Here is a 17,936-nt window from a genome sequence, read left to right as displayed (position 1 = left end):
AGCGTTCGTCCTGAGCCAGAATCAAACTCTCCGTAAATGTCAACTGGCACCCCACCACCGAAGCAGCAAGGCAACCGACAAAACGAAACGGCTCCACCGGTTCAACCCGGCAAGCCAATCAGATTCGGCTGTATGCGGCATCGCCTTCCACGGAGGTAGAAGAACGACACCCATCTCAACCAAGACCCACCCACCTCAGCCCCCCCCCCCCATCGGGCAAGAAACACCTCAGCAGACGAGCCATATGGCATCGACTATTTGGCACACTGTTGAGTTCTCAAGGAACAGACGCGCATCCATTCAGGTCCTTCAACCTGTCCGGAGGCAACCGTTCTAACTTAGCGGAGTTGAACCTCCCCGTCAAACTTCGTCTCAGTGTTGATCTGAGCGGAAGTCGTCGGGATGAGGAGCCTAGCTCCAGCCGGACGCTCCAGATGACCGGCGACATGATCGCCGGTCGGAACTTCCGGGGGTGTCTACCCGGGGGACCAGCCATCGAGGTCCAATCCTCGGTGTCCGTTCCTCCCTGCCGGGCGACATCGAGAACAGTACGTGCAGAGCGGCCCCGCGGGCAAATCCGGGCCGGGTGACCCCGGTCACCACACCTGACAAGGGCCTGACCTGCGCCGACGCGTCAGTAGAGCGCGCTTGCCATGGCTCGTCGAGCTGCGACCACGCGGGGGTCGTCGCCGCCGATGACCTCGAAGAGGTCCACGAGTCGCAGGCGGACACGTTCCCGGTCGGGACCGAACGTGGTCCGGAGCACGTCGATGAGTCGGCCGAACGCGTCCTCGACGTTGCCACCGAGGATGTCCAGGTCCGCGACCGCCAGCTGCGCGTCGACGTCCTGGGGGTCCCCGGCGGCGGCCGTCCGCGCCGCCTGGAGGTCGGCGTCGCGCGTGCGGTCGAGCAGTCCCACCTGGGCGAGGCCGGCCCGCGCGAGCGCGTCGCGCGGATCCTCGGCGATCGCCTGCTCGTAGGCCGCGCGAGCGGCATCGAGGTCGTCGCGCTCGATGGCGTCGTAAGCAGCCTGGTGCAGCGGCGGCAGCTCCGGCTCCTGCTCCGCTCCGGGAGCCTCCGCGTCCGGACCCGTCGGGGTGACGAGCGCCGTGATCCCGTTCGCTTCCGCGGCGGCCAGCACCTGGTCGAGCACCGCCCGGACCTGGTCGCGCGGGTAAGCGCCCTGGAAGAGCGGCAAGGGCTGGCCCGCGAGCACCGCGACGACCGTCGGCACCGACTGCGCCTGGAAGGCCTGCGCGATCTGCGGGTTGGCCTCGGCGTCGATGCGGGCGAGGAGCCAACGTCCACCGTCCTCGTCGGCGAGCGCGGCAAGGTCCGCGGCGACCGCCGTGCTGACCTCGCTCCAGGCTGCCCAGAGCACCACGACGACCGGATGGGTCGTGGAGCTCTGCACCAGCGACGGGAAGGTTGCCTGGTCGACGTCCACGACGAAGGCGCCGGGGGCAGGCAGGCCGCCGGGCGAACCCGGGGGTGGCGTCGCGGGGCGGGCGAGCGAGGAGAGGTCGACCGCACCGCGTGCGTCGAGCCGTGGGCGGGGTCCGGTGGGCTGGGACATGCGAGGTGAGTCCTTCGTGCGAGGTCGGGTGTGGTTCAGGTCCTGGGGACAGACTGCCCGAAACTCAGTCCGCGGTCACGGCGGTGACGGCATGCTCGGCGGCGAGGACCTGCATGAGAGCGGTGCTCCCCGCCGGCGGGACGTAGATGATCACGACGTCGGTGAACGTGCGCACGAAGCTGCTCGCGGCGGTGTCCTTGCCGGTGAGCGCAGCGTAGAACGGGTCGAGCTTGATGGTGCCGCCCGGCGTGAGCAGGACCGTCGAGACGGTCGTCAGCTGGCCCACGACGATCGCGCCGCCGTCCACCGTGGCCAGCGTGGTGAGCGGTGCCGGCTCCGGGGTGTAGGTCTCGGTCGCCGTACCCGCCGCACCGACACTGCTGACCGTCGACGCGCGGGCCGCTTCGACGCCCGTCCGGAAGGCGTCAGGTGCGAACGCTGCCGCGTAGGGGGAAGCGGATCCCTTGGTCAGGACGTCGCAGTACTGGACGAGCGTGTCGGTCGGTGTCGCCACCAGACCCGTCGCGTCCGGCGCCAGCACCGCGCTGCCGGTCTGCGGGGCGGCGGTCGGAGGCATCGGGATGCTCGGTCCCATCCGTCCCCAGCCCCACAGGTGGTACTGGTCGCGCGGCTTCGTCTGCTGCAGCACGAGGATGCGGGGTGCTTGCAGGTCGTCGGGCTGCTCGGTCACCACCAGCTGCGTGCGCGGCCACGTGTCGGTCTGCGGAAGGATCAGCGCCTGGGCCTTGGTCGGGATGGCGATCGGCGGCTTGGTGTTGGCGGTCGCCTTGGCGCGTACGTACTCCGCCGAGCGGATGGCCAGCGCGGGGCCTGAGACGCGGGGCGGCAGGAGCGTCGGGTCGAGCGCGGCGTCACCGGCCTTCAGGACGTCGCCCAGGTCCGTCAGGACGTTGTCCGACTGCGCGATCGTCGTCGCGGGCGGGGCGACCGCGGGAACAGGAGCGGGCTCGGGCTGCGGGAGCGCCGGCGCGCACGCCGCAAGCCCGACCACGACGATCCCGACGAGGAGTGCGGCCCGACGGCGCATGCTGCGGTTCATCGGCCGTCCTCCTTCTCGTCCGTCGCGTCGGTCACGGGGTTCGCCTCGTCCTCGGTCGGTGGCAGCCCCCACGCGCGCCGCCAGGCGTCTGCCCGCGACCCGCCGGCCGACGGGCCCGGCGCGACGCCGGCGGAGGTCGGCGCCAGCCAGGCGGGCCGTCCTGCATGGGGGTCGGGCGGTTCGGCGGACGATCCCCCGGGCACCGGTGCGGTGCGCGCGTCCCAGGCCGTGGCACCTCGCACGGTCGCGGGGTGGGGTCCCGGTGTCGACGCAGCCGCCGGGGAGGCGCCCGCGGCGGGCCGAGCGCCGGGTGCGACCGCACCGGCCGCGGCGGAGCCACCGATCGGAGCGGGGGTCCGGGAACCGGTCGACGCGGAGCCGACGCCACGACCATCGGGGTCCGAGGCTGCGGCTGCGGCCCCCGAGGCAGCGACCGCGGATCGGGACCCTTCGGGAGCGGGAGGGGACGTCACGTTGCTCGACGACGGTCCTACCTCGTCCGATCCCGGAGCCGGAGCGGGTGCCGCGGCAGCGTGGCCCGAGGCGTTGAGCCAGGACGGGCGACCGTGCGCGCCGTCTGTACCGTGCGGGCCAGCCGGTACAGGGCCGGCGGGGACAGGTCCAGCGGACACGGGTCCGGCGGGCTGAGCACCGTTGGGCGCCGAACCGTTGGTCGCCGGCGCCGAGGGTGAGGCGCCGGCGGGCGACTCCGCGGGACGAGGCGCGGGCGTCCACGCCCCTGCGGACGCAGTCGCACCGGCGGACGCGGTCGCGACCGGAGCCGGGACCGGGGCGGCCGGTACGGATCCGGTCGGTGACGTCTGCGTGGACACGCCACCCCGGAGCGCCCGACGACTGAGCGGCGGCGCGTCGACGGGCGTCGTCGCGGTCCGGACCTGTTCGTCGGCGAGCGGCGGCGAGACCGCGGCGACCTGACCGGTGCGCGGTGCGGGGCGGGCACTGCGAGCAGCTTCGGCTTCACGCAGCTGACGGCGGGTCAGGACGGGGATCGCCTCGATGTCCTGGGACAGCACGGTCGGGACGGCGCCGGTCGTGACCGGGTGCCACTCCTCGTCGAGACCCTGGCGGTGCCGGCGGATGTCCCGGTACAGCAGCCAGCCGGCCAGCAGGACGAGCAGGAGCCCGATGACGACGGACGGCCAGAGCCACGGAGTGGTGACGACACGCGGCCAGGCCAGCGTGAGGTGGGGTGCGGAGGCGCCGCTGCTCACCGCGATGAGGCTCCAGCGGCCTTCCTGCTGCGGCCACTCGAGCGTCGCGGAGCCCTTGCCGGTCGCCTGGGCGACCCAGAGGTCCGACCCGGCGGGGTCGGTGGCCGTGGCGACATCGGCAGCGGCCTTGGAGGGCGACGGCGTGGGCGTCGCCGCGGCTGCGGCGGCACTCGCGCTGGCGCTGGCGCTCGCGCTGGCCGACGGCGCCGGTGTCGGTGTCGTGTCCTTCACGCCGGTGACGGCCAGCTCGTGCCAGCTCTGCAGACCCGTCACCTGGCCGTGCGCCTCCGTGCCGACCCAGCCCTCGACGTCCGTGTCGCGGCCGATCGCCAGCGTGACGGTGCCCTTGTCGGGAACCGTCACGTGGACGGTGACGGGGTCGCCGCCGAGCTCCAGGACACCGGGGGCCGTGACGAGCGTGTGTGGGCCCCCCGCCGTCCCGGCGACAAGGACGTCGTCAGCCCTCCACACCGTCGCCGAGGCCACGCCGAGACCGATGACGACCAGTCCGACGACGCCGACGGCGGCGATGATCAGTCGCTTCACCACGCAGGATCCTCCAGGGACGAGAAGCCCCAGGATAGGCAGAGTGGCACGTCACGGCCGAACCGGGACGTTTCCCCGGGACGCCGGACAGGCGCTGCACGGAGGCGGAACGAGCCCTGCCCGGACGCGCAACCGCGGTGTTCTCCCGGCCCAGGCGCTGATGGCGACGGTCGGGGCTGACCACGGACGAGTGAACGCGGGTATCGTTGCGCCCGGGCTCCGGTTGTCACCGAGCGTCTCGACCGAGGCGGCTCCACGGAGTCACAGTGCCCAGGAGGATCGCTCGTGCCCGACGCCCGGACCCCCTTCCCCGTCGTCAACTTCCGCGGATACGAACGCGAAGCCGTCGACAGCCGCGTCTCCGATCTCGAGAAGGCTCTGGCCGATGCGCGCGCCCAGGTCGAGCAGCTCGACGGGCGGGCCATGCAGGTCGCCGGGGAGCTCTCCGAGGCGCACCGTCAGCTTCGCGAGGCCGAGCGGCCCACCTACTCCGGTCTCGGCTCACGCATCGAGCAGCTGCTGCGTTCCGCGGAAGAGCAGTCCTCCGACGTCGTGACGCAGGCGAACGCCCAGGCCGCCGACGCCCTGGCCCGCGCGAAGCTCTCGTCGGGACAGCTGCGAGCCCGCGCGGAGAACGAGGTCGCCGAGCTCGTCGCGACCGCTCGTCGGGAAGCCGACGAGGTCAAGGCGACGGCCTCGTCCGAGGCGGAGAGCACCCTGCTGGCCGCGCAGCGCCGGGCCGAGGAGCTCGTCGGTTCCGCCGAGCGCGAGGCCGCGCGCATCCAGAGCGCGATCACGACCGAGGAGAGCGAGCGCCGCAGCTCGCTCGAGCGCGAGCTCGGCACGCTGCGCGCGAGCGTCGAGCACGAGGCCACCCAGCTGCGCATCGCCACCGAGCGCACCGCGAGCGAGCTGCGTTCGCGCAGCGAGGCCGAGACGACGGCACAGCGCGAGGAGGCGGAGCACTACGCGCAGGATCTGCGCCAGAGTGCCGATGCCGACACCACGGAGCTGCGGCAGCGCGTCGAGACCGAGCTCGCAGCGCAGCGCGCCGAGGTCGACCGGTACGTCGCCCAGCAGCGTTCCGACGCCGCCGCCGAGGTCGCCGCGCTGCGTCAGCAGGCCGCCGAGGAGGTCACGTCGCTGCGCGTCCAGACGCAGGAGTACGCGGACGGCGTGCGGGCCAGCGCCGAGCGCGACGGCGCGGCGCTCCAGCAGCGTGTCAGCGCCGAGGTCGCCGCGCTGCGGGTCGAGGCCGAGCAGTACGCGGCCTTCGTGCGGGCCCAGGCGGAGCGCGAGACGAGTGAGTTGCGCGCCTCGGCAGCCGACGAGGTCACGGCCTTCCGCGCGGAGGCCCAGCAGGCCGTGGTCGCACTGCGAGGTGATGCGGAGAGGTACGCCGCGGACCTGCGGGCGACCGCGGAGCGGGAGACGACCGAGCAGCGCGAGCGCGCCGCCCAGGAGACCAGCCACCTGCGCGACGTCACCGCGCGCGAGGCCGCCGAGCTGACCGAGGTCACCGCGCGGGAGACCGCCGAGCTGCGGTCGTCGACGGACCGCGAGACCAGCGAGCTTCGGGAACGGACGCGGCTCGAGGTCGAGCGAGCACTCACGGAGGCCCGTCGGGCCGCGACAGAGCTCACCGCCACCGCCCGGACGACGGCCGACGAGCTGGTGCGTTCTGCCGAGCAGCGGCTCGCGGACGCCGAGCTGTCGATCGCCTCGCGCCGGGAGGCGGCGGAGCGTGAGGACGCCGAGCGGCACGAGACGGCCCGAGCCGACACGGAGCGCCTCGTGCGCGACGCCGAGGCGCACGCGTCCGAGGCCGAGCAGCGGGTGGCCAAGGCGCTCGCGCAGGGCGACAAGGTGCGGACCGACGCCGAGACGCACGCGAAGGAGCTGCTCTCCAACGCGCGCAAGAACGCCGACCGCGTGGTCGCCGAGGCCCGCGAGCACGCCGAGAAGCAGATCTCGGACGCCATGACCGAGTCGGAGCGTGAGCGGACGTCCGCGGCCCGCCAGGTCGAGGACCTGAACCGGCAGCGCGAGTCGATCACGTCCTACCTCGACGAGCTGCGCAACCTGCTGGGGCACAACCCGGACCGCGCCACGCTCGAGAGGGCGTCCCGGGCCGAGGCCGCGTTCGAGCAGGAGCAGAAGAAGGCCGCTCCTGAGGCCAAGGGCTCGGAACAGCGCACGGGCGCTCCGGACAAGCCGTCGACCAAGCCCGCTCGACCGCCCGCCCGCCCCGCGAAGTCGCGGCCGGCGCCGGTCTCCGCGGCAGCCGTGGTTCCGCCTTCGGCCGCGCCCGGGGTACCTGCGCAGGGTGGGCCGTCCGACGACTCGGCGCCCGGCCCGGCGGCCCCTGACGCGCAGGTCGAGGAGTCGGGCGAGCCCGAGTCGCACGACGAGCAGGCCGGGAAGGACGACGCGACCGCGCCGACCCGCTGAAGCGCACCGACGCGTCGTCACGGATCAGGGAGCGAGCGTGTCTGAGCAGGGCACGTCCGGGCCCCCCGACGATGCGGCGGCCGCGTGGCGCGAGCAGCAGCGTGCGACCTCGGCAGCGCACGAGGACAGGCTCGCGAGCCGGCAGCGCATGGAGTCGGCTGCTGCGCGCGACCTGATCACCGAGTTCCTGCACGACGTGCGGGAGCGCGGTCCGCAGCCGGTCGCGCTCCGAGCGCGCAGCTACGACCGCCGGACCCGCTACAGGACACCGCTGACAGGCTGGTACCTGCGCAAGGACGAGACGATCGCGGTCGACACGGACGGGAAGTTCTACATCCTGACGGTTCCGAGCAGCCTGGCGGCTCGGTTCACGGGGGTGACGCCGGTCCCGTCCGAACCGACGCTCGTGCTCGGCGCCGGCGGCAAGGACGGCGAGTCGATCGACCTGTCGGTGGCCCTGGCGCGCCTACTCGACCGGTAGCTCGCTGAGGGCTGCCGCCACGGCCACCGGGTCCTCGATCGCGGTCAGGTGGCCGGCGTGGGGGACGACGACCAGCCGGGCGTGCGGCGCGGCTGCCACCATGTGCTCCGCCGCCGCTACGGGCGTCACCGTGTCCTCGTCGCCGACCACGACCACGACCGGCCCCGCGAACGCCCGCAGCGTCTCGGTCCGGTCCGCACGGGCCGCCATCGCGCGCTGCGACCACGCCACCGTGGCAGGGTCCTGCTCGCCGATCCAGCCGTCGACCGTCGCCGTGATCTCGGGGTGCACGGTCCGTGTCGTCTCGCCGAGCAGCACCGCGCTCATGGGCCGGACGACGTCCACGGTGCCCGAAGCCTCGGCCTCTGCGGCGACGCGCAGGCGGTTGGCCAGCGCCTCGGGCTCGTCGGCCGTGGACTTCGTGTCGACGAGTGCGAGGGCCACGACGAGGTCCGGGTGGCGCTCGAGCAGTGCGAGCGCCACGTAGCCACCCATCGACAGCCCGGCGACGGCGACCTTGTCGATGCCCGCGGCGCGGAGTCGTTGGGCGACCGCGTCGGCGACGACGTCGAGCGACGGCTCCTGGTCGACCGAGTCACCCGGGAGATCCGGCGCGAAGACGCTCGAGAAGCCGGTGACCAGCGGCGCGACCCCATCCCACATGCGGTGGTCGAGCGGGAACCCGTGCAACAGGAGCAGCGGTGTCATGCGGTCGCCTCCACGGTCGCTCCGACCCATTCCGTCGGCAGCGGCAGCGGGTGGTCGGGCAGGACGTGCCCGACGATCTCGTCGAGGACCCGCCGAACGGCCGACTCCCCCACCCACAGGTGCTTGGCGCCGTCGACACCGATCACCTCGGCCTGCGGGACGCGCGCGAACCGTGCGCGGGCCTCGTCGGGACGCAGGTAGTCGTCGAGCTCCGGCACCAGCACGACGAGCGGCTTGCCGAACGCCGCCCACGCGTCGAGGTCGTCGTCCGTCGCGCGGTGCAGCGGCGGTGACAGCAGGATCGCGCCCTCGATCGCGGGGTCGCGCCCGTGCATGAGCACCAGCTCGCTGCCGAACGACCAGCCCACCAGCCACGGGCGCGGCAGGTCGTGGAACTCGACGAACTCGATCGCCGCGGCAACGTCGAACTGCTCGGCCCGGCCGCCGTCGAAGGCGCCGTCGCTGGTTCCACGGGGGCTCGTCGTCCCCCGGGTGTTGAACCGCAGGACGGCCAGGTCCGCCATCGCGGGAAGGCGCCACGCCGCCTTGCGGTAGACGTGCGAGTCCATGTACCCGCCGTGCGTGGGCAGCGGGTGCAGCGTGACGAGGGTCGCCGCGGGCGGAGTGTGCGTCGGGACGGCCAGCTCGCCGACGAGCGTCAGCCCGTCCGCGGTGTGCAGCTGGACGTCCTCGCGGTGGGCGGGCAGGACCGTCAGGGAGCGGATCGGGTGCGTACTCATCGAGACGAGCCTATTGCCGGTTCGGCAACTCGGTGCGGTCGCCGGGGGCGGCGCACGCCAGGATGCTGCCATGGGTCACGACGAGCACGACCACGCCATCTTGTTCACCCCCGAGTTCTGGGACGAGCGGTACGGCTCCGCCGACCGCGTCTGGAGCGGGAACCCGAACCCGCAGCTGGTGAGCGTGGTGTCTCCGCTCACGGCCGGCGACGCCCTGGACGTCGGGGCCGGCGAGGGGGCCGACGCCATCTGGCTCGCCTCCCGCGGCTGGACCGTGACCGCCGTCGACATCTCCCGGGTCGCGCTCGAGCGCGCCGCCGCGCTGGCCGGTGACCTGCCGATCAGCTGGCAGCTCACCGACGTCCTGTCCTGGGAGCCCGGCGTCGACCGCTACGACCTGGTGTCCGCCCAGTTCATGCACCTGCCGTCCGACGAGCTGCGCGACCTGCACCGCCGGCTCGCCGCCGCCGTCCGGCCGGGAGGCATGCTTCTGGTCGTCGGCCATCACCCGTCCGACCACGAGGTGCCGCACCTGCAGCGACCTGACCGCGCCGACCTGCTGTTCACGGCGGAGGACGTCGGAGTGACGCTCGACCCGGCGCTGTGGGACGTGACCGCGTCGTCGCCGTCGCGGACGATCCTGGACGACGAGGGGCAGACCGTCGAGATCCGCGACGCCGTGCTGGTGGCCGTGCGCCGGGCCCAGTGACCGGCGCGCGTCGACCCCGACGGGTCTCAGCGGGTCGGCGCCGACGGTGCCCCTGCGCCACGTCGCGCGATCGCCAGGTCCAGGACGTCCGCCGGGCCGTCGGCGACGTTGGAGCCGCAGCGGTGCGTCGCCGCGGCGAGAACGCTCGGGTGGGCGTTGGCGACCGCGAACGACGCGCCCGCCCAGGTCAGCATCGACAGGTCGTTCGGTGCGTCACCCATGGCCCAGACCTCGGACGCGCTGATCCCGCGGTCGGCCGCCCAGCGCGCCAGGGTGGCCGACTTGGTCACGCCCTGGCCTGAGATCTCGCCGAGGCCGGACGCTCCCGAGTCGGCGACGATCGCCAGGTCACCGACCACCGCAGCCAGGTCCTCGAAGAACGTGCCCAAGGGCCGGCTCGGGCTGCGCACGAGCAGCTTGAACGACGATTCGGGGAGCACATCCTCGATGCGGTCGGCGACCGGGCTCCCCACAGGGACCTCGTGGATCGAGGAGAAACCCCGCTCGTGGGCGAATCCGGCGGCACTCTCCGTCGCGAACGCGGCGTCGGACCACGCAGCGCGGACTCGGCCGACGATCGTCGCGACGAGCTCCGCTGTCATCCCGTGCTCGGCCAGCACCTCGCGCGTGGCGACGTCGACGACCGCCGCACCGTTCGCGCAGATCACGACGCCGTGCCCCGCGACGTGCTCGGACAAGGGCTCGAGCCAGCGGGGCGGCCGAGCGGTAACGAACACGACCTCGATCCCGGCGGCGGCCGCGTCCCGCAGCGCCGTGGCCGTCCGCTCGGACACCGTGCCGTCGTCGCGAAGCAGGGTGCCGTCCAGGTCGGTCGCGATCAGGCGGGGCGGGATCATCGGCGAGCTCCTCCAGGGCGGGTCATCGGCGCGGCGGCCGGCGGCGGCCGCGGGCCTGCCAGCAGGAAGTGTGCCAGTGCCGGCGGTCGTCGACCGCCTCGCCGAACAGACCGTCCGTCCGCCACGCGACGACGTGCGCCGTGCCCGCAGCCAGAACCTGCTCGCACCCCGGGCAGCGGTACTCGCGGTCGGATCCGCGGACGCGCTGGACGGTCCACTCCCCGTCGGCACCGCTCTCGCTGGTCCGCCCGGCCGTCGCGCGGTCGAGGTCGAGCTCGACGTGCTCGGTGCCGTACGGCCGCTTGGTCGATCGTCGTCCCACCCGAACCATCCTCCCCGACAACCACAGCAGCGTCCGAACAGACGTGCCCCGAGGGGCTACATCCGTCCGGACGCTGCGGACAGCCGGACGTCCCCACCCGGAGAGCTCCCGATCTCGGGGGTGGGGACGTCGCGGGTCGTGCTAGAGGCGGGCTTGGGGGGTGGGGACGGCGTTGGTGGCGATGAGCTCGCTGTACCAGTGGCCCGAGTCCTTGACCGTGCGCTCGAGCGTGTCGTAGTCCACGCGGACCACACCGAAGCGCTTGGAGTAGCCGTAGGACCACTCGAAGTTGTCCATGAGCGACCAGACGAAGTAGCCACGGACGTCGGCACCGAGCTCGATGGCCTCGCCGACCGCGTCGATGTGGTCGTGCAGGTAGTCGACCCGGTCGCTGTCGTGCACCTGGCCGTCGACCGAGACCTCGTCCTCGAACGCGGCACCGTTCTCGGTGATGGCCAGCGGGAGGTCGGGGTACCGCTCGTGCATCTCGACGAGCAGGTCGACGAGCCCCTGCGGCTCGATGTTCCAGCCCATCGCGGTGTGCGGGCCGGGCTGGGGCAGGAACTCGACGTTCGCCGCGCCGACCCACGGGCTGGACTCCGAGGAACGGTGACCGTCCGGTCCGGGGCCGCCGTCGCCGACCTCCGGGGTGCCCCACCGGACGCGGCCCGTCGAGTAGTAGTTGATGCCCAGGAGCGCGAGCGGCACCTGGATGATGTCGAGATCCTCGTCCTGCACGAAGGACCAGTCGGTCAGGTGCTCGGTGTCGGCGAACACCTCCTTGGGGTACTCACCGTCGAGCATCGGGCGCAGGAACACCTCGTTGGCGATCGTGTCGACGAGCCGCTTGGCCTCGAGGTCCTCCGGGGCGTCCGTCGCGGCGCGCGTGACGTGGAGGTTGAGCGTGACCGACACGGGCGTGTCCTGGCCGAGCACGTCCTTGATCGCCCGACCGGCCAGGCCGTGGGCCAGGTTCAGGTGGTGCACCGCCGCCAGCGCGGCGACGTCGTCGGTGCGGCCGGGCGCGTGCACGCCCGAGGCGTAGCCCAGGTAGGCCGAGCACCACGGCTCGTTCAGCGTCGTCCACAGGTGGATGCGATCGCCGAGGACCTCGGCCATCGTGCGGGCGTACTCGCCGAAGAGCACGGCGGTCCGGCGGTTGGCCCAGCCGCCCTCGTCCTCGAGCGCCTGCGGCAGGTCCCAGTGGTACAGGGTGGCGACGGGCTTGATCCCGGCGGCGATCAGCCGGTCGACGAGGTCGACGTAGAAGTCGATGCCGGCCTGGTTGTACTCGCCGGACCCCGTGGGCTGCACCCGGGACCAGGAGATGGAGAAGCGGTACGCCTGCAGGCCGAGGTCGGCCATCATCGCGACGTCCTGCGGGACGCGGTGGAAGTGGTCGACCGCGACGTCGCCGGTGTCCCCGTTCTCGACCTTGCCGGGAGTGCGGGAGAACGTGTCCCAGATCGACGCCGCCCGGCCGCCCTCGTCAGCCGCACCCTCGATCTGGTACGACGCGGTGGCGGACCCCCAGAGGAAGTCGTCGGGGAAGCGGCGTCCGGAGGGGCGCGAGGTCGTCATGTCTGCAGGTCCTTCTGTCGGGCGGGCGGGCAGTCTCAGGAGTGGCCGTGGAGCGCGGCGTCGTCGTCAGCGCATCCGTCGGTCTCGTCGAACGTCGAAACGTGACGATACGGCAGGTGGGAGCGCTCCCGCAACGAGCCCTGCGCAGAGCGCAGCACCCGTCTCAGAGGGCGAGCTCGACCTCCGCCTCCCCGGTGGCGTCGACGGTCAGCACCCCCGGTCCTCCGGCCGGCACCTGGACGCGCCACGGGCCTCGGGCGTCCCGCGCGGCGACCCGCACCGTGTCCCCGGAACGGGTCACGACGAAGGTCGCCGGCTCGCCGCCGGACGGAGAGGGGATCGTGGTCACGGAGCGGTGGCCGTCGGCGAGCTCGTAGAGCCGGAGCGTGACCCCGTCGGCCCACGCGTAGTCCGGCCGGTCCTCGCGCGCGCCGACCGGGAGCACGGTGTCCGGGCGCACGTAGACCGGGAGCGACAGGAAGTCGTGCTTCTCGGCGAACCACCGCGGCCCGGTGACCTGCTCCCCGGTCAGCAGCGAGGTCCAGGTGCCCTCCGGGACGTACACGTTGACCTGCCCGTCTGCCGTGAACACCGGAGCGACCAGCAGGCTCTCGCCGAGCATGTACTGCGTCGCGACGGTCGCTGCGCCGGGGTCGTCCGGGAACTCCAGGACCATCGGCCGCATGACCGGCAGGCCCTGGTCGTGGGCGTCCTCGCCCAGCCGGCCGAGATAGGGCATGAGCGAGAGCTTGAGCCTGGTGAAGAGCCGGGCCACGTCGACGGCCTCGTCGTCGAACGCCCACGGCACCCGGTACGAGTCGGACCCGTGCAGGCGGCTGTGCGACGAGAGCATCCCGAAGGCCAGCCACCGCTTGAACACCGCGGCGTCGGGCGTGCCTTCGAAGCCGCCGATGTCGTGGCTCCAGAACCCGAAGCCCGAGGACGCCAGGGACAGTCCGCCTCGCAGCGACTCCGCCATCGAGACGAACGTCGACTCGCAGTCGCCGCCCCAGTGCACGGGGAACTGCTGGCCGCCCGCTGTCGCGGACCGCGCGAACAGCACAGCCTCCCCCACCCCCCGCTCGGCCTCCAGGACCTCGAACACCGCCCGGTTGTAGAGGTGCGTGTAGTAGTTGTGCATCCGCTCCGGGTCCGACCCGTCGTGCCACACGACATCCGTGGGGATCCGCTCACCGAAGTCGGTCTTGAACGCGTCGACACCCTGCACGAGCAGGTGGCGCAGATGACCCTGGTACCACGCGACCGCAGCCGGGTTGGTGAAGTCGACCAGCGCCATGCCGGCCTGCCAGTCGTCGGTCTGCCACACCGAGCCGTCGGCCCGCGTCACCAGGAAGCCGCCGGCGCGGCCCTCGTCGAACAGGCGCGAACGCTGCGCGATGTACGGGTTGATCCAGACGCAGACCTTCAGACCCTTGTCGTGCAGCCGGTCCAGCAGACCGACCGGGTCCGGGAAGGTTGCGGGGTCCCAGGTGAAGTCCGTCCAGTGGAACGCCCGCATCCAGAAGCAGTCGAAGTGGAAGACGCTCAGGGGCAGCCCGCGCTCGGCCATCCCGTCGACGAACGACATCACCGTCGCCTCGTCGTACTGGGTGGTGAACGACGTGGAGAGCCAGAGCCCGTACGACCAGGCCGGGATCCGCGCGGGGCGGCCGGTGAGCGCCGTGTAGCGGCGCAGCACCTCCTTGGGCGACGGGCCGTGCACGACGTAGTACTGCAGGGTCTGCCCCGAGACCGAGAACTGGGTGCGGGAGACCGCCTCCGAACCGACCTCGAACGAGACGTGCCCGGGATGGTCGACGAAGACGCCGTAGCCCGCGTCCGACAGGTAGAACGGCACGTTCTTGTACGCCTGCTCGGTCGCGGTGCCGCCGTCGGCGTTCCAGATGTCCACGGACTGCCCGTTCTTGACGAACGCGCCGAACCGCTCCCCCAGGCCGTAGACGTGCTCGTCGACCCCGAGGCTCAGCTGCTCGTGCACGAATCGCTGACCCTCCCCGTCCGTCACCACGCCGACGCTCCGGGCGGTCGACGAGGTCAGCACGCGCCCGCCTGCCTCGAAGTCCACGTGCCACGCACCCTCGGCCGCGACCCGCGCCGTGAGCCCGCCCGACGTGAACGAGGCGACCGAGGCGTCCGCGACCACCTTCACGTCGGCTTCCGACCGAGAGAGCCCGAACTGCGGCCGCGGGTCCACCCCGCCGGTGTGGTGCTCGATCCGGACGCCGATGACGTCGTCCATCGGGGACGTGAACGTCACCGTCACCAAGGGCCGGTTGAGGGTGTCCCCACGAGATGTGAGCGGAACCGTGGCGCTGTACACGGTCAGGGTGTCCTCGCCGACCACCACGTCGGCGATGCTGCGCGGACGCAGCACCTGGACGCCGGGGAGGAGCTGCCAGTAGCCGTTGGTGAACTTCATCGGTGGACGCCTTTACTTGACCGCGCCGGCGGTCACGCCGCGCGTCAGGGTTCGCTGGAAGATCAGGAAGAAGAGAACCGCGGGCAGGAGCGAGACCAGGGCGCCGGCGTTCGTCGTCGGCGCATCCATCAGCCGGTCACCCTGCAGCGAGGCGAGTGCGACGGGGATGGTCTGGGTGTCGTTCGTCGTGAGCATCACCAGCGGGATGAAGAACTCGTTCCAGGTCCAGATGAAGAAGAAGATCATCAGGACGGACAGCGTCGGACGGACGACCGGGAAGACGACCTTCCAGAGCACGTCCCACCGGCTCGCACCGTCGAGCGCAGCCGCCTCGAGGAGCGCCTTGGGGAACGTGCCGAGCACCGAGGCGAGCAGGTACGTGCCGAACGCCGACTGGATCACCGTGAAGATGATGATCACCGACCACGGGGAGTTCGAGAGGCCGACCTGCTGCGCCATGGTGAACAGCGGGTAGATCAGGGCCTCCTGCGGAAGCATCGTCGCGAGCAGGAAGAGCGAGACGACGAGCAGCCTTCCCTTGACCCGCCCGACGCCGATCGCGTACGCGTTCAGCAGGGACAGGAGCGTGCCGAGGACGGCGACCGCACCCGAGATCCAGATGGAGTTGAGCAGCTTCTGCGGGAAGTCCACCCGGTTCCAGAAGGTGGTCAGGCCCTTGGTGTAGATCTCGTGCGGGAGGCTCAGCGGCCCGTTCAGGGAGTAGTCGAGCGGCGACTTGAACGCGTTGAGCAGCATGATGAAGAAGGGCATCAGGATCGCGACGGCGACGAGGATCGCGCCGACGAGCACGAACCACCGCGCCACGCCGCGCCGGTGCCGGGCACCCGGGAGGACTTCGGTCGCCATCAGGAGATCCCTTCCTTGCGCTCGCTGCGCGCCTGCGCCACGAGGATGAGTCCCGCGGCGATCACTATCACGAGGGTGAGCACGTTGGCGACGGCCGCGCCATAGCCGACCTTCGACTTGTCGAAGAAGTTCAGGTACGAGTAGTAGCTGGGCACGAGCGTCGAGCCCTCGGGGCCGCCGCGGGTGAGCACGTAGATCGGGCCGAACACCTTGAGCGCCGCGACGGTGCACGTCAGCACGACGACGAACGTCTCCGGCTTGATCTGCGGGATGGTGATCGCCCGGAAGCGACGCCACCAGCCGGCACCGTCGAGCTCGGCGGCCTCGTACAGCTCCGGGTCCACGCGCTGGAGCGCGGACATGAAGATCACGACCGGGTAGCCGATCTGGACCCAGACGAGGACGAGCATCACGGTCGGCATCGCTGTCGTCGGCGAGCCCAGCCAGTTCGGCGGGTTCTCGACACCGAGGGAGCGCAGCACCTCGTTGACGGCGCCGGTCTGCGCGTTGAGGATCCAGTTCCACAGCACACCGGCGACCGCGACGGGCAGGATCTGCGGCAGGTAGTAGCTCGCCCGCAGGACCGATGCGGACCGCGACCCGAACTTCTTGCCCAGGTAGTCGAAGAGCACCGACGCGAGCAGCAGGCCGATCAGCGTCGGTACGACCACCATGGCCACGATCATCGAGATGGAGTTCCGGAACGACGTCCAGAACTGCTCGTCGTGCAGGAGCGCCTGGTAGTTCTCCAGACCGACCCAGTGGTGCGGCGCCATGCCGCCCTTCCACTTCTGGAAGCTGTACATGACGTTCGTGGCGAACGGGATGCCGATGACCACGACGAACGCGATCGCACCCGGTGCGAGGTACGGCAGGTAGGCCACCCACGTCGGGCGCTTCCTGCGTCGAGCCGGCGCCGGCGGCTCGGCCGCCGGCCGGGTCGCGGTCGTCGCGCGGCCATGAAGAGCTTCGGTGCTCATGGGATCCGTCCTTCGATGGTCCGATGGGCCCGGGCGGGGCCCCTCAACCCCGCCCGGGCGCGGCGGGTCAGGAGCCGAGCAGGTCCGACTTGCCTGACTCGTAGGCGGCCTTGAGGCCGTCGAGGACCTCAGCCGGGGACTTGGACTGGTTGACCAGCGACTGCAGCTGGCTGACGATCACGTCGTAGAAGCCGGCCACGGGCCAGTCCGGGTAGTACGCCAGGCCGTCGTCGGCCAGGATGTCCGCGAAGTTCTGCGTCATCTCGGCGGTCTTCGGGTCGGAGATCGTGCTCGGGTCACCCGCGACGGGCAGGCCACCCTTCTCGCCGAGCGCGTTCTGCACCTCGGGGCGCAGCGTGATGTCGATGAAGTCCTCGGCGAGCGTCTTGGAGTTGGCGTTCGCGGGCACGACCCAGATGTTTCCCGACGAGCCCGGGTGGAGCTTGTTCCCGGGGAAGTTCGTCTGGGCCCAGTCGAACTGGACGGTCTGCGCCACCCGGCCGAACCACCAGGAGCCGGAGACCATGATCGGGAAGGTCCCGTCCATCCACGACACGCCCATGTCCTCGGCCTTCAGGCCGGCTGCGTCGGAGGCGATGTAGCCCTTCTTGACCCACTCGTCGAGCTTCTCCGTGGCCTTGGTCATCGCGTCGCCGTGCCAGTCGACGTCGTTCTTGAACAGCTGGTAGTCGTCGACGAGCGAACGGTCGCCGTAGTGCAGCACGAGCTCGTACCAGAGCTGCCCGAGCGGGTACTCGGCGCCGGCCTCCGCGAGCGGGGTGACGCCGTTCTGCTTGAACGTCGCCAGGGCGGCCTCGAAGTCGTCGAACGTCGTCGGCACCTCGATGCCGTACTTCGCGAACAGGTCCTTGTTGAGGTAGACCCCGACGAACTCGCCGTAGTTGGGCACTCCGTACCAGTCGCCCGAGCCCATGAGGCCGTTCTCGTCGTACTTCGCGGTCGTGGCGAGCGAGCCGGTGAGCGTCTTGTCCCAGCCCTTCTCCTTCGCGACGTCGGTGAGCGGGGTCAGCAGTCCCTGCGAGGCGAGCTGGCCCGCGGTGGCGTTGCCCTTGTTGTACTCCATGACGTCCGGCACGTCGTCGCCGGTGAGCACGATCTTGGCGTTCTTCTGGATCTGCTCGAACGTCTGGTGCTCGAGCTTGACCTCGACCCCGGGGTGCTCGGTCTTGAAGATGTCGATGGCCTTGTCCCAGGCCGGACCCATGGCCGACTCGTCCGACTCGTAGTGCCAGACCGTCAGGGTCTTGTCGTCCGAGTCACCGCCGCCACTCCCTCCGCCTCCACAGGCAGTCAGTGCGGTGGTGGCCACAAGGGCGGCAGTCCCGACGGCCGCCCATCGCCGTGTACTGATCCTCATCCGGGTTC

15 protein-coding genes are annotated in these 17,936 nt (G+C 71.5%); 3 read left to right on the top strand and 12 right to left on the bottom strand.

Going from position 1 to position 17,936, the window contains the following annotated elements; translation table 11 throughout:
* Nucleotides 1-634: 634 nt before the first annotated feature.
* The 3 genes from I847_RS0119645 to I847_RS0119635 all read right to left on the bottom strand — a co-directional run bounded on the left by I847_RS0119645 (nt 635) and on the right by I847_RS0119635 (nt 4,417).
* Nucleotides 635-1,576, bottom strand: coding sequence for a tetratricopeptide repeat protein (locus tag I847_RS0119645; RefSeq protein WP_028051065.1), 942 nt, complete (start codon nt 1,574-1,576; stop codon nt 635-637).
* A 64-nt stretch (nt 1,577-1,640) separates the two neighbouring features.
* Nucleotides 1,641-2,636 carry a hypothetical protein gene (locus I847_RS0119640; protein ID WP_028051064.1) on the bottom strand — a complete coding sequence of 332 codons (996 nt, stop codon included), beginning with the start codon at nt 2,634-2,636 and terminating at the stop codon, nt 1,641-1,643.
* The gene (locus tag I847_RS0119635; protein WP_034610950.1) at nt 2,633-4,417 is read right to left on the bottom strand and encodes a hypothetical protein; all 1,785 of its coding nucleotides are present in this window, start codon (nt 4,415-4,417) and stop codon (nt 2,633-2,635) included. Before I847_RS0119635 ends, I847_RS0119640 begins: the two co-directional genes overlap by 4 nt.
* A 282-nt stretch (nt 4,418-4,699) precedes the next feature.
* On the opposite strand from I847_RS0119635, the gene I847_RS24960 reads away from it, so the two are divergent.
* Together I847_RS24960 and I847_RS0119625 are read left to right on the top strand one after the other, a co-directional pair.
* On the top strand, nt 4,700-6,865 hold the full coding sequence (locus I847_RS24960; protein WP_231384293.1) for a hypothetical protein: 2,166 nt from the start codon (nt 4,700-4,702) through the stop codon (nt 6,863-6,865).
* Nucleotides 6,866-6,902: 37 nt separating this feature from the next.
* Nucleotides 6,903-7,346, top strand: a complete 444-nt coding sequence (locus I847_RS0119625) for a hypothetical protein (RefSeq protein ID WP_028051062.1) — start codon at nt 6,903-6,905, stop codon at nt 7,344-7,346.
* Here the strand turns inward: I847_RS0119625 and I847_RS0119620 are convergent.
* Entirely contained in the window at nt 7,332-8,054 is a 723-nt protein-coding gene (locus tag I847_RS0119620) for an alpha/beta fold hydrolase (protein ID WP_028051061.1), read from the bottom strand. The two genes, I847_RS0119625 and I847_RS0119620, sit on opposite strands and share 15 nt — an antisense overlap.
* A complete protein-coding gene (locus I847_RS0119615) occupies nt 8,051-8,794 on the bottom strand; it encodes an alpha/beta hydrolase (RefSeq protein WP_028051060.1) in 744 nt (247 codons plus the stop codon). The genes I847_RS0119620 and I847_RS0119615 overlap by 4 nt, the downstream gene beginning before the upstream one ends.
* A gap of 70 nt (nt 8,795-8,864) precedes the next feature.
* Here I847_RS0119615 and I847_RS0119610 point away from each other — a divergent pair, with 70 nt between their 5' ends.
* A complete protein-coding gene (locus tag I847_RS0119610; RefSeq protein ID WP_051275083.1) occupies nt 8,865-9,503 on the top strand; it encodes a bifunctional 2-polyprenyl-6-hydroxyphenol methylase/3-demethylubiquinol 3-O-methyltransferase UbiG in 639 nt (212 codons plus the stop codon).
* Between the two features lie 26 nt (nt 9,504-9,529).
* On the opposite strand, the gene I847_RS0119605 is transcribed toward I847_RS0119610, so the two are convergent.
* The 7 genes from I847_RS0119605 to I847_RS0119570 form a co-directional block, all read right to left on the bottom strand.
* Nucleotides 9,530-10,360 carry an HAD-IIB family hydrolase gene (locus I847_RS0119605; protein WP_028051058.1) on the bottom strand — a complete coding sequence of 277 codons (831 nt, stop codon included), beginning with the start codon at nt 10,358-10,360 and terminating at the stop codon, nt 9,530-9,532.
* Between the two features lie 22 nt (nt 10,361-10,382).
* Nucleotides 10,383-10,682, bottom strand: coding sequence for a hypothetical protein (locus I847_RS0119600; protein ID WP_028051057.1), 300 nt, complete (start codon nt 10,680-10,682; stop codon nt 10,383-10,385).
* Between the two features lie 141 nt (nt 10,683-10,823).
* Nucleotides 10,824-12,263 (bottom strand): GH1 family beta-glucosidase, encoded by a 1,440-nt coding sequence (locus I847_RS0119595; RefSeq protein ID WP_028051056.1) that lies wholly within the window; start codon nt 12,261-12,263, stop codon nt 10,824-10,826.
* Nucleotides 12,264-12,426: 163 nt separating this feature from the next.
* Nucleotides 12,427-14,703, bottom strand: a complete 2,277-nt coding sequence (gene yicI, locus I847_RS0119585) for an alpha-xylosidase (protein WP_028051055.1) — start codon at nt 14,701-14,703, stop codon at nt 12,427-12,429.
* Between the two features lie 12 nt (nt 14,704-14,715).
* Nucleotides 14,716-15,570: a carbohydrate ABC transporter permease gene (locus I847_RS0119580; RefSeq protein WP_034610946.1), complete on the bottom strand. Its 855-nt coding sequence runs from the start codon at nt 15,568-15,570 to the stop codon at nt 14,716-14,718.
* The gene (locus I847_RS0119575; RefSeq protein WP_028051053.1) at nt 15,570-16,550 is read right to left on the bottom strand and encodes a carbohydrate ABC transporter permease; all 981 of its coding nucleotides are present in this window, start codon (nt 16,548-16,550) and stop codon (nt 15,570-15,572) included. Before I847_RS0119575 ends, I847_RS0119580 begins: the two co-directional genes overlap by 1 nt.
* Nucleotides 16,551-16,617: 67 nt before the next feature.
* Nucleotides 16,618-17,928, bottom strand: a complete 1,311-nt coding sequence (locus I847_RS0119570) for an ABC transporter substrate-binding protein (protein WP_034610944.1) — start codon at nt 17,926-17,928, stop codon at nt 16,618-16,620.
* Nucleotides 17,929-17,936: the final 8 nt, after the last annotated feature.

This window comes from Cellulomonas sp. URHD0024, assembly GCF_000426185.1.
GTDB lineage: Bacteria > Actinomycetota > Actinomycetes > Actinomycetales > Cellulomonadaceae > Cellulomonas.
Note: the sequence above shows the minus strand (reverse complement) of the source record. Positions and strands in the feature narration are given on the sequence as shown.

What these genes read in the sequence shown, in the direction of transcription:
- yicI (WP_028051055.1), bottom strand. Translation starts at nt 14,703, where the DNA reads ATGAAGTTCACCAACGGCTACTGGCAGCTCCTCCCCGGCGTCCAGGTG.
- I847_RS0119620 (WP_028051061.1), bottom strand. Translation starts at nt 8,054, where the DNA reads ATGACACCGCTGCTCCTGTTGCACGGGTTCCCGCTCGACCACCGCATG.
- I847_RS0119570 (WP_034610944.1), bottom strand. Translation starts at nt 17,928, where the DNA reads ATGAGGATCAGTACACGGCGATGGGCGGCCGTCGGGACTGCCGCCCTT.
- I847_RS0119615 (WP_028051060.1), bottom strand. Translation starts at nt 8,794, where the DNA reads ATGAGTACGCACCCGATCCGCTCCCTGACGGTCCTGCCCGCCCACCGC.
- I847_RS0119640 (WP_028051064.1), bottom strand. Translation starts at nt 2,636, where the DNA reads ATGAACCGCAGCATGCGCCGTCGGGCCGCACTCCTCGTCGGGATCGTC.
- I847_RS0119610 (WP_051275083.1), top strand. Translation starts at nt 8,865, where the DNA reads ATGGGTCACGACGAGCACGACCACGCCATCTTGTTCACCCCCGAGTTC.
- I847_RS0119645 (WP_028051065.1), bottom strand. Translation starts at nt 1,576, where the DNA reads ATGTCCCAGCCCACCGGACCCCGCCCACGGCTCGACGCACGCGGTGCG.
- I847_RS0119605 (WP_028051058.1), bottom strand. Translation starts at nt 10,360, where the DNA reads ATGATCCCGCCCCGCCTGATCGCGACCGACCTGGACGGCACCCTGCTT.
- I847_RS0119580 (WP_034610946.1), bottom strand. Translation starts at nt 15,570, where the DNA reads ATGGCGACCGAAGTCCTCCCGGGTGCCCGGCACCGGCGCGGCGTGGCG.
- I847_RS0119595 (WP_028051056.1), bottom strand. Translation starts at nt 12,263, where the DNA reads ATGACGACCTCGCGCCCCTCCGGACGCCGCTTCCCCGACGACTTCCTC.
- I847_RS0119575 (WP_028051053.1), bottom strand. Translation starts at nt 16,550, where the DNA reads ATGAGCACCGAAGCTCTTCATGGCCGCGCGACGACCGCGACCCGGCCG.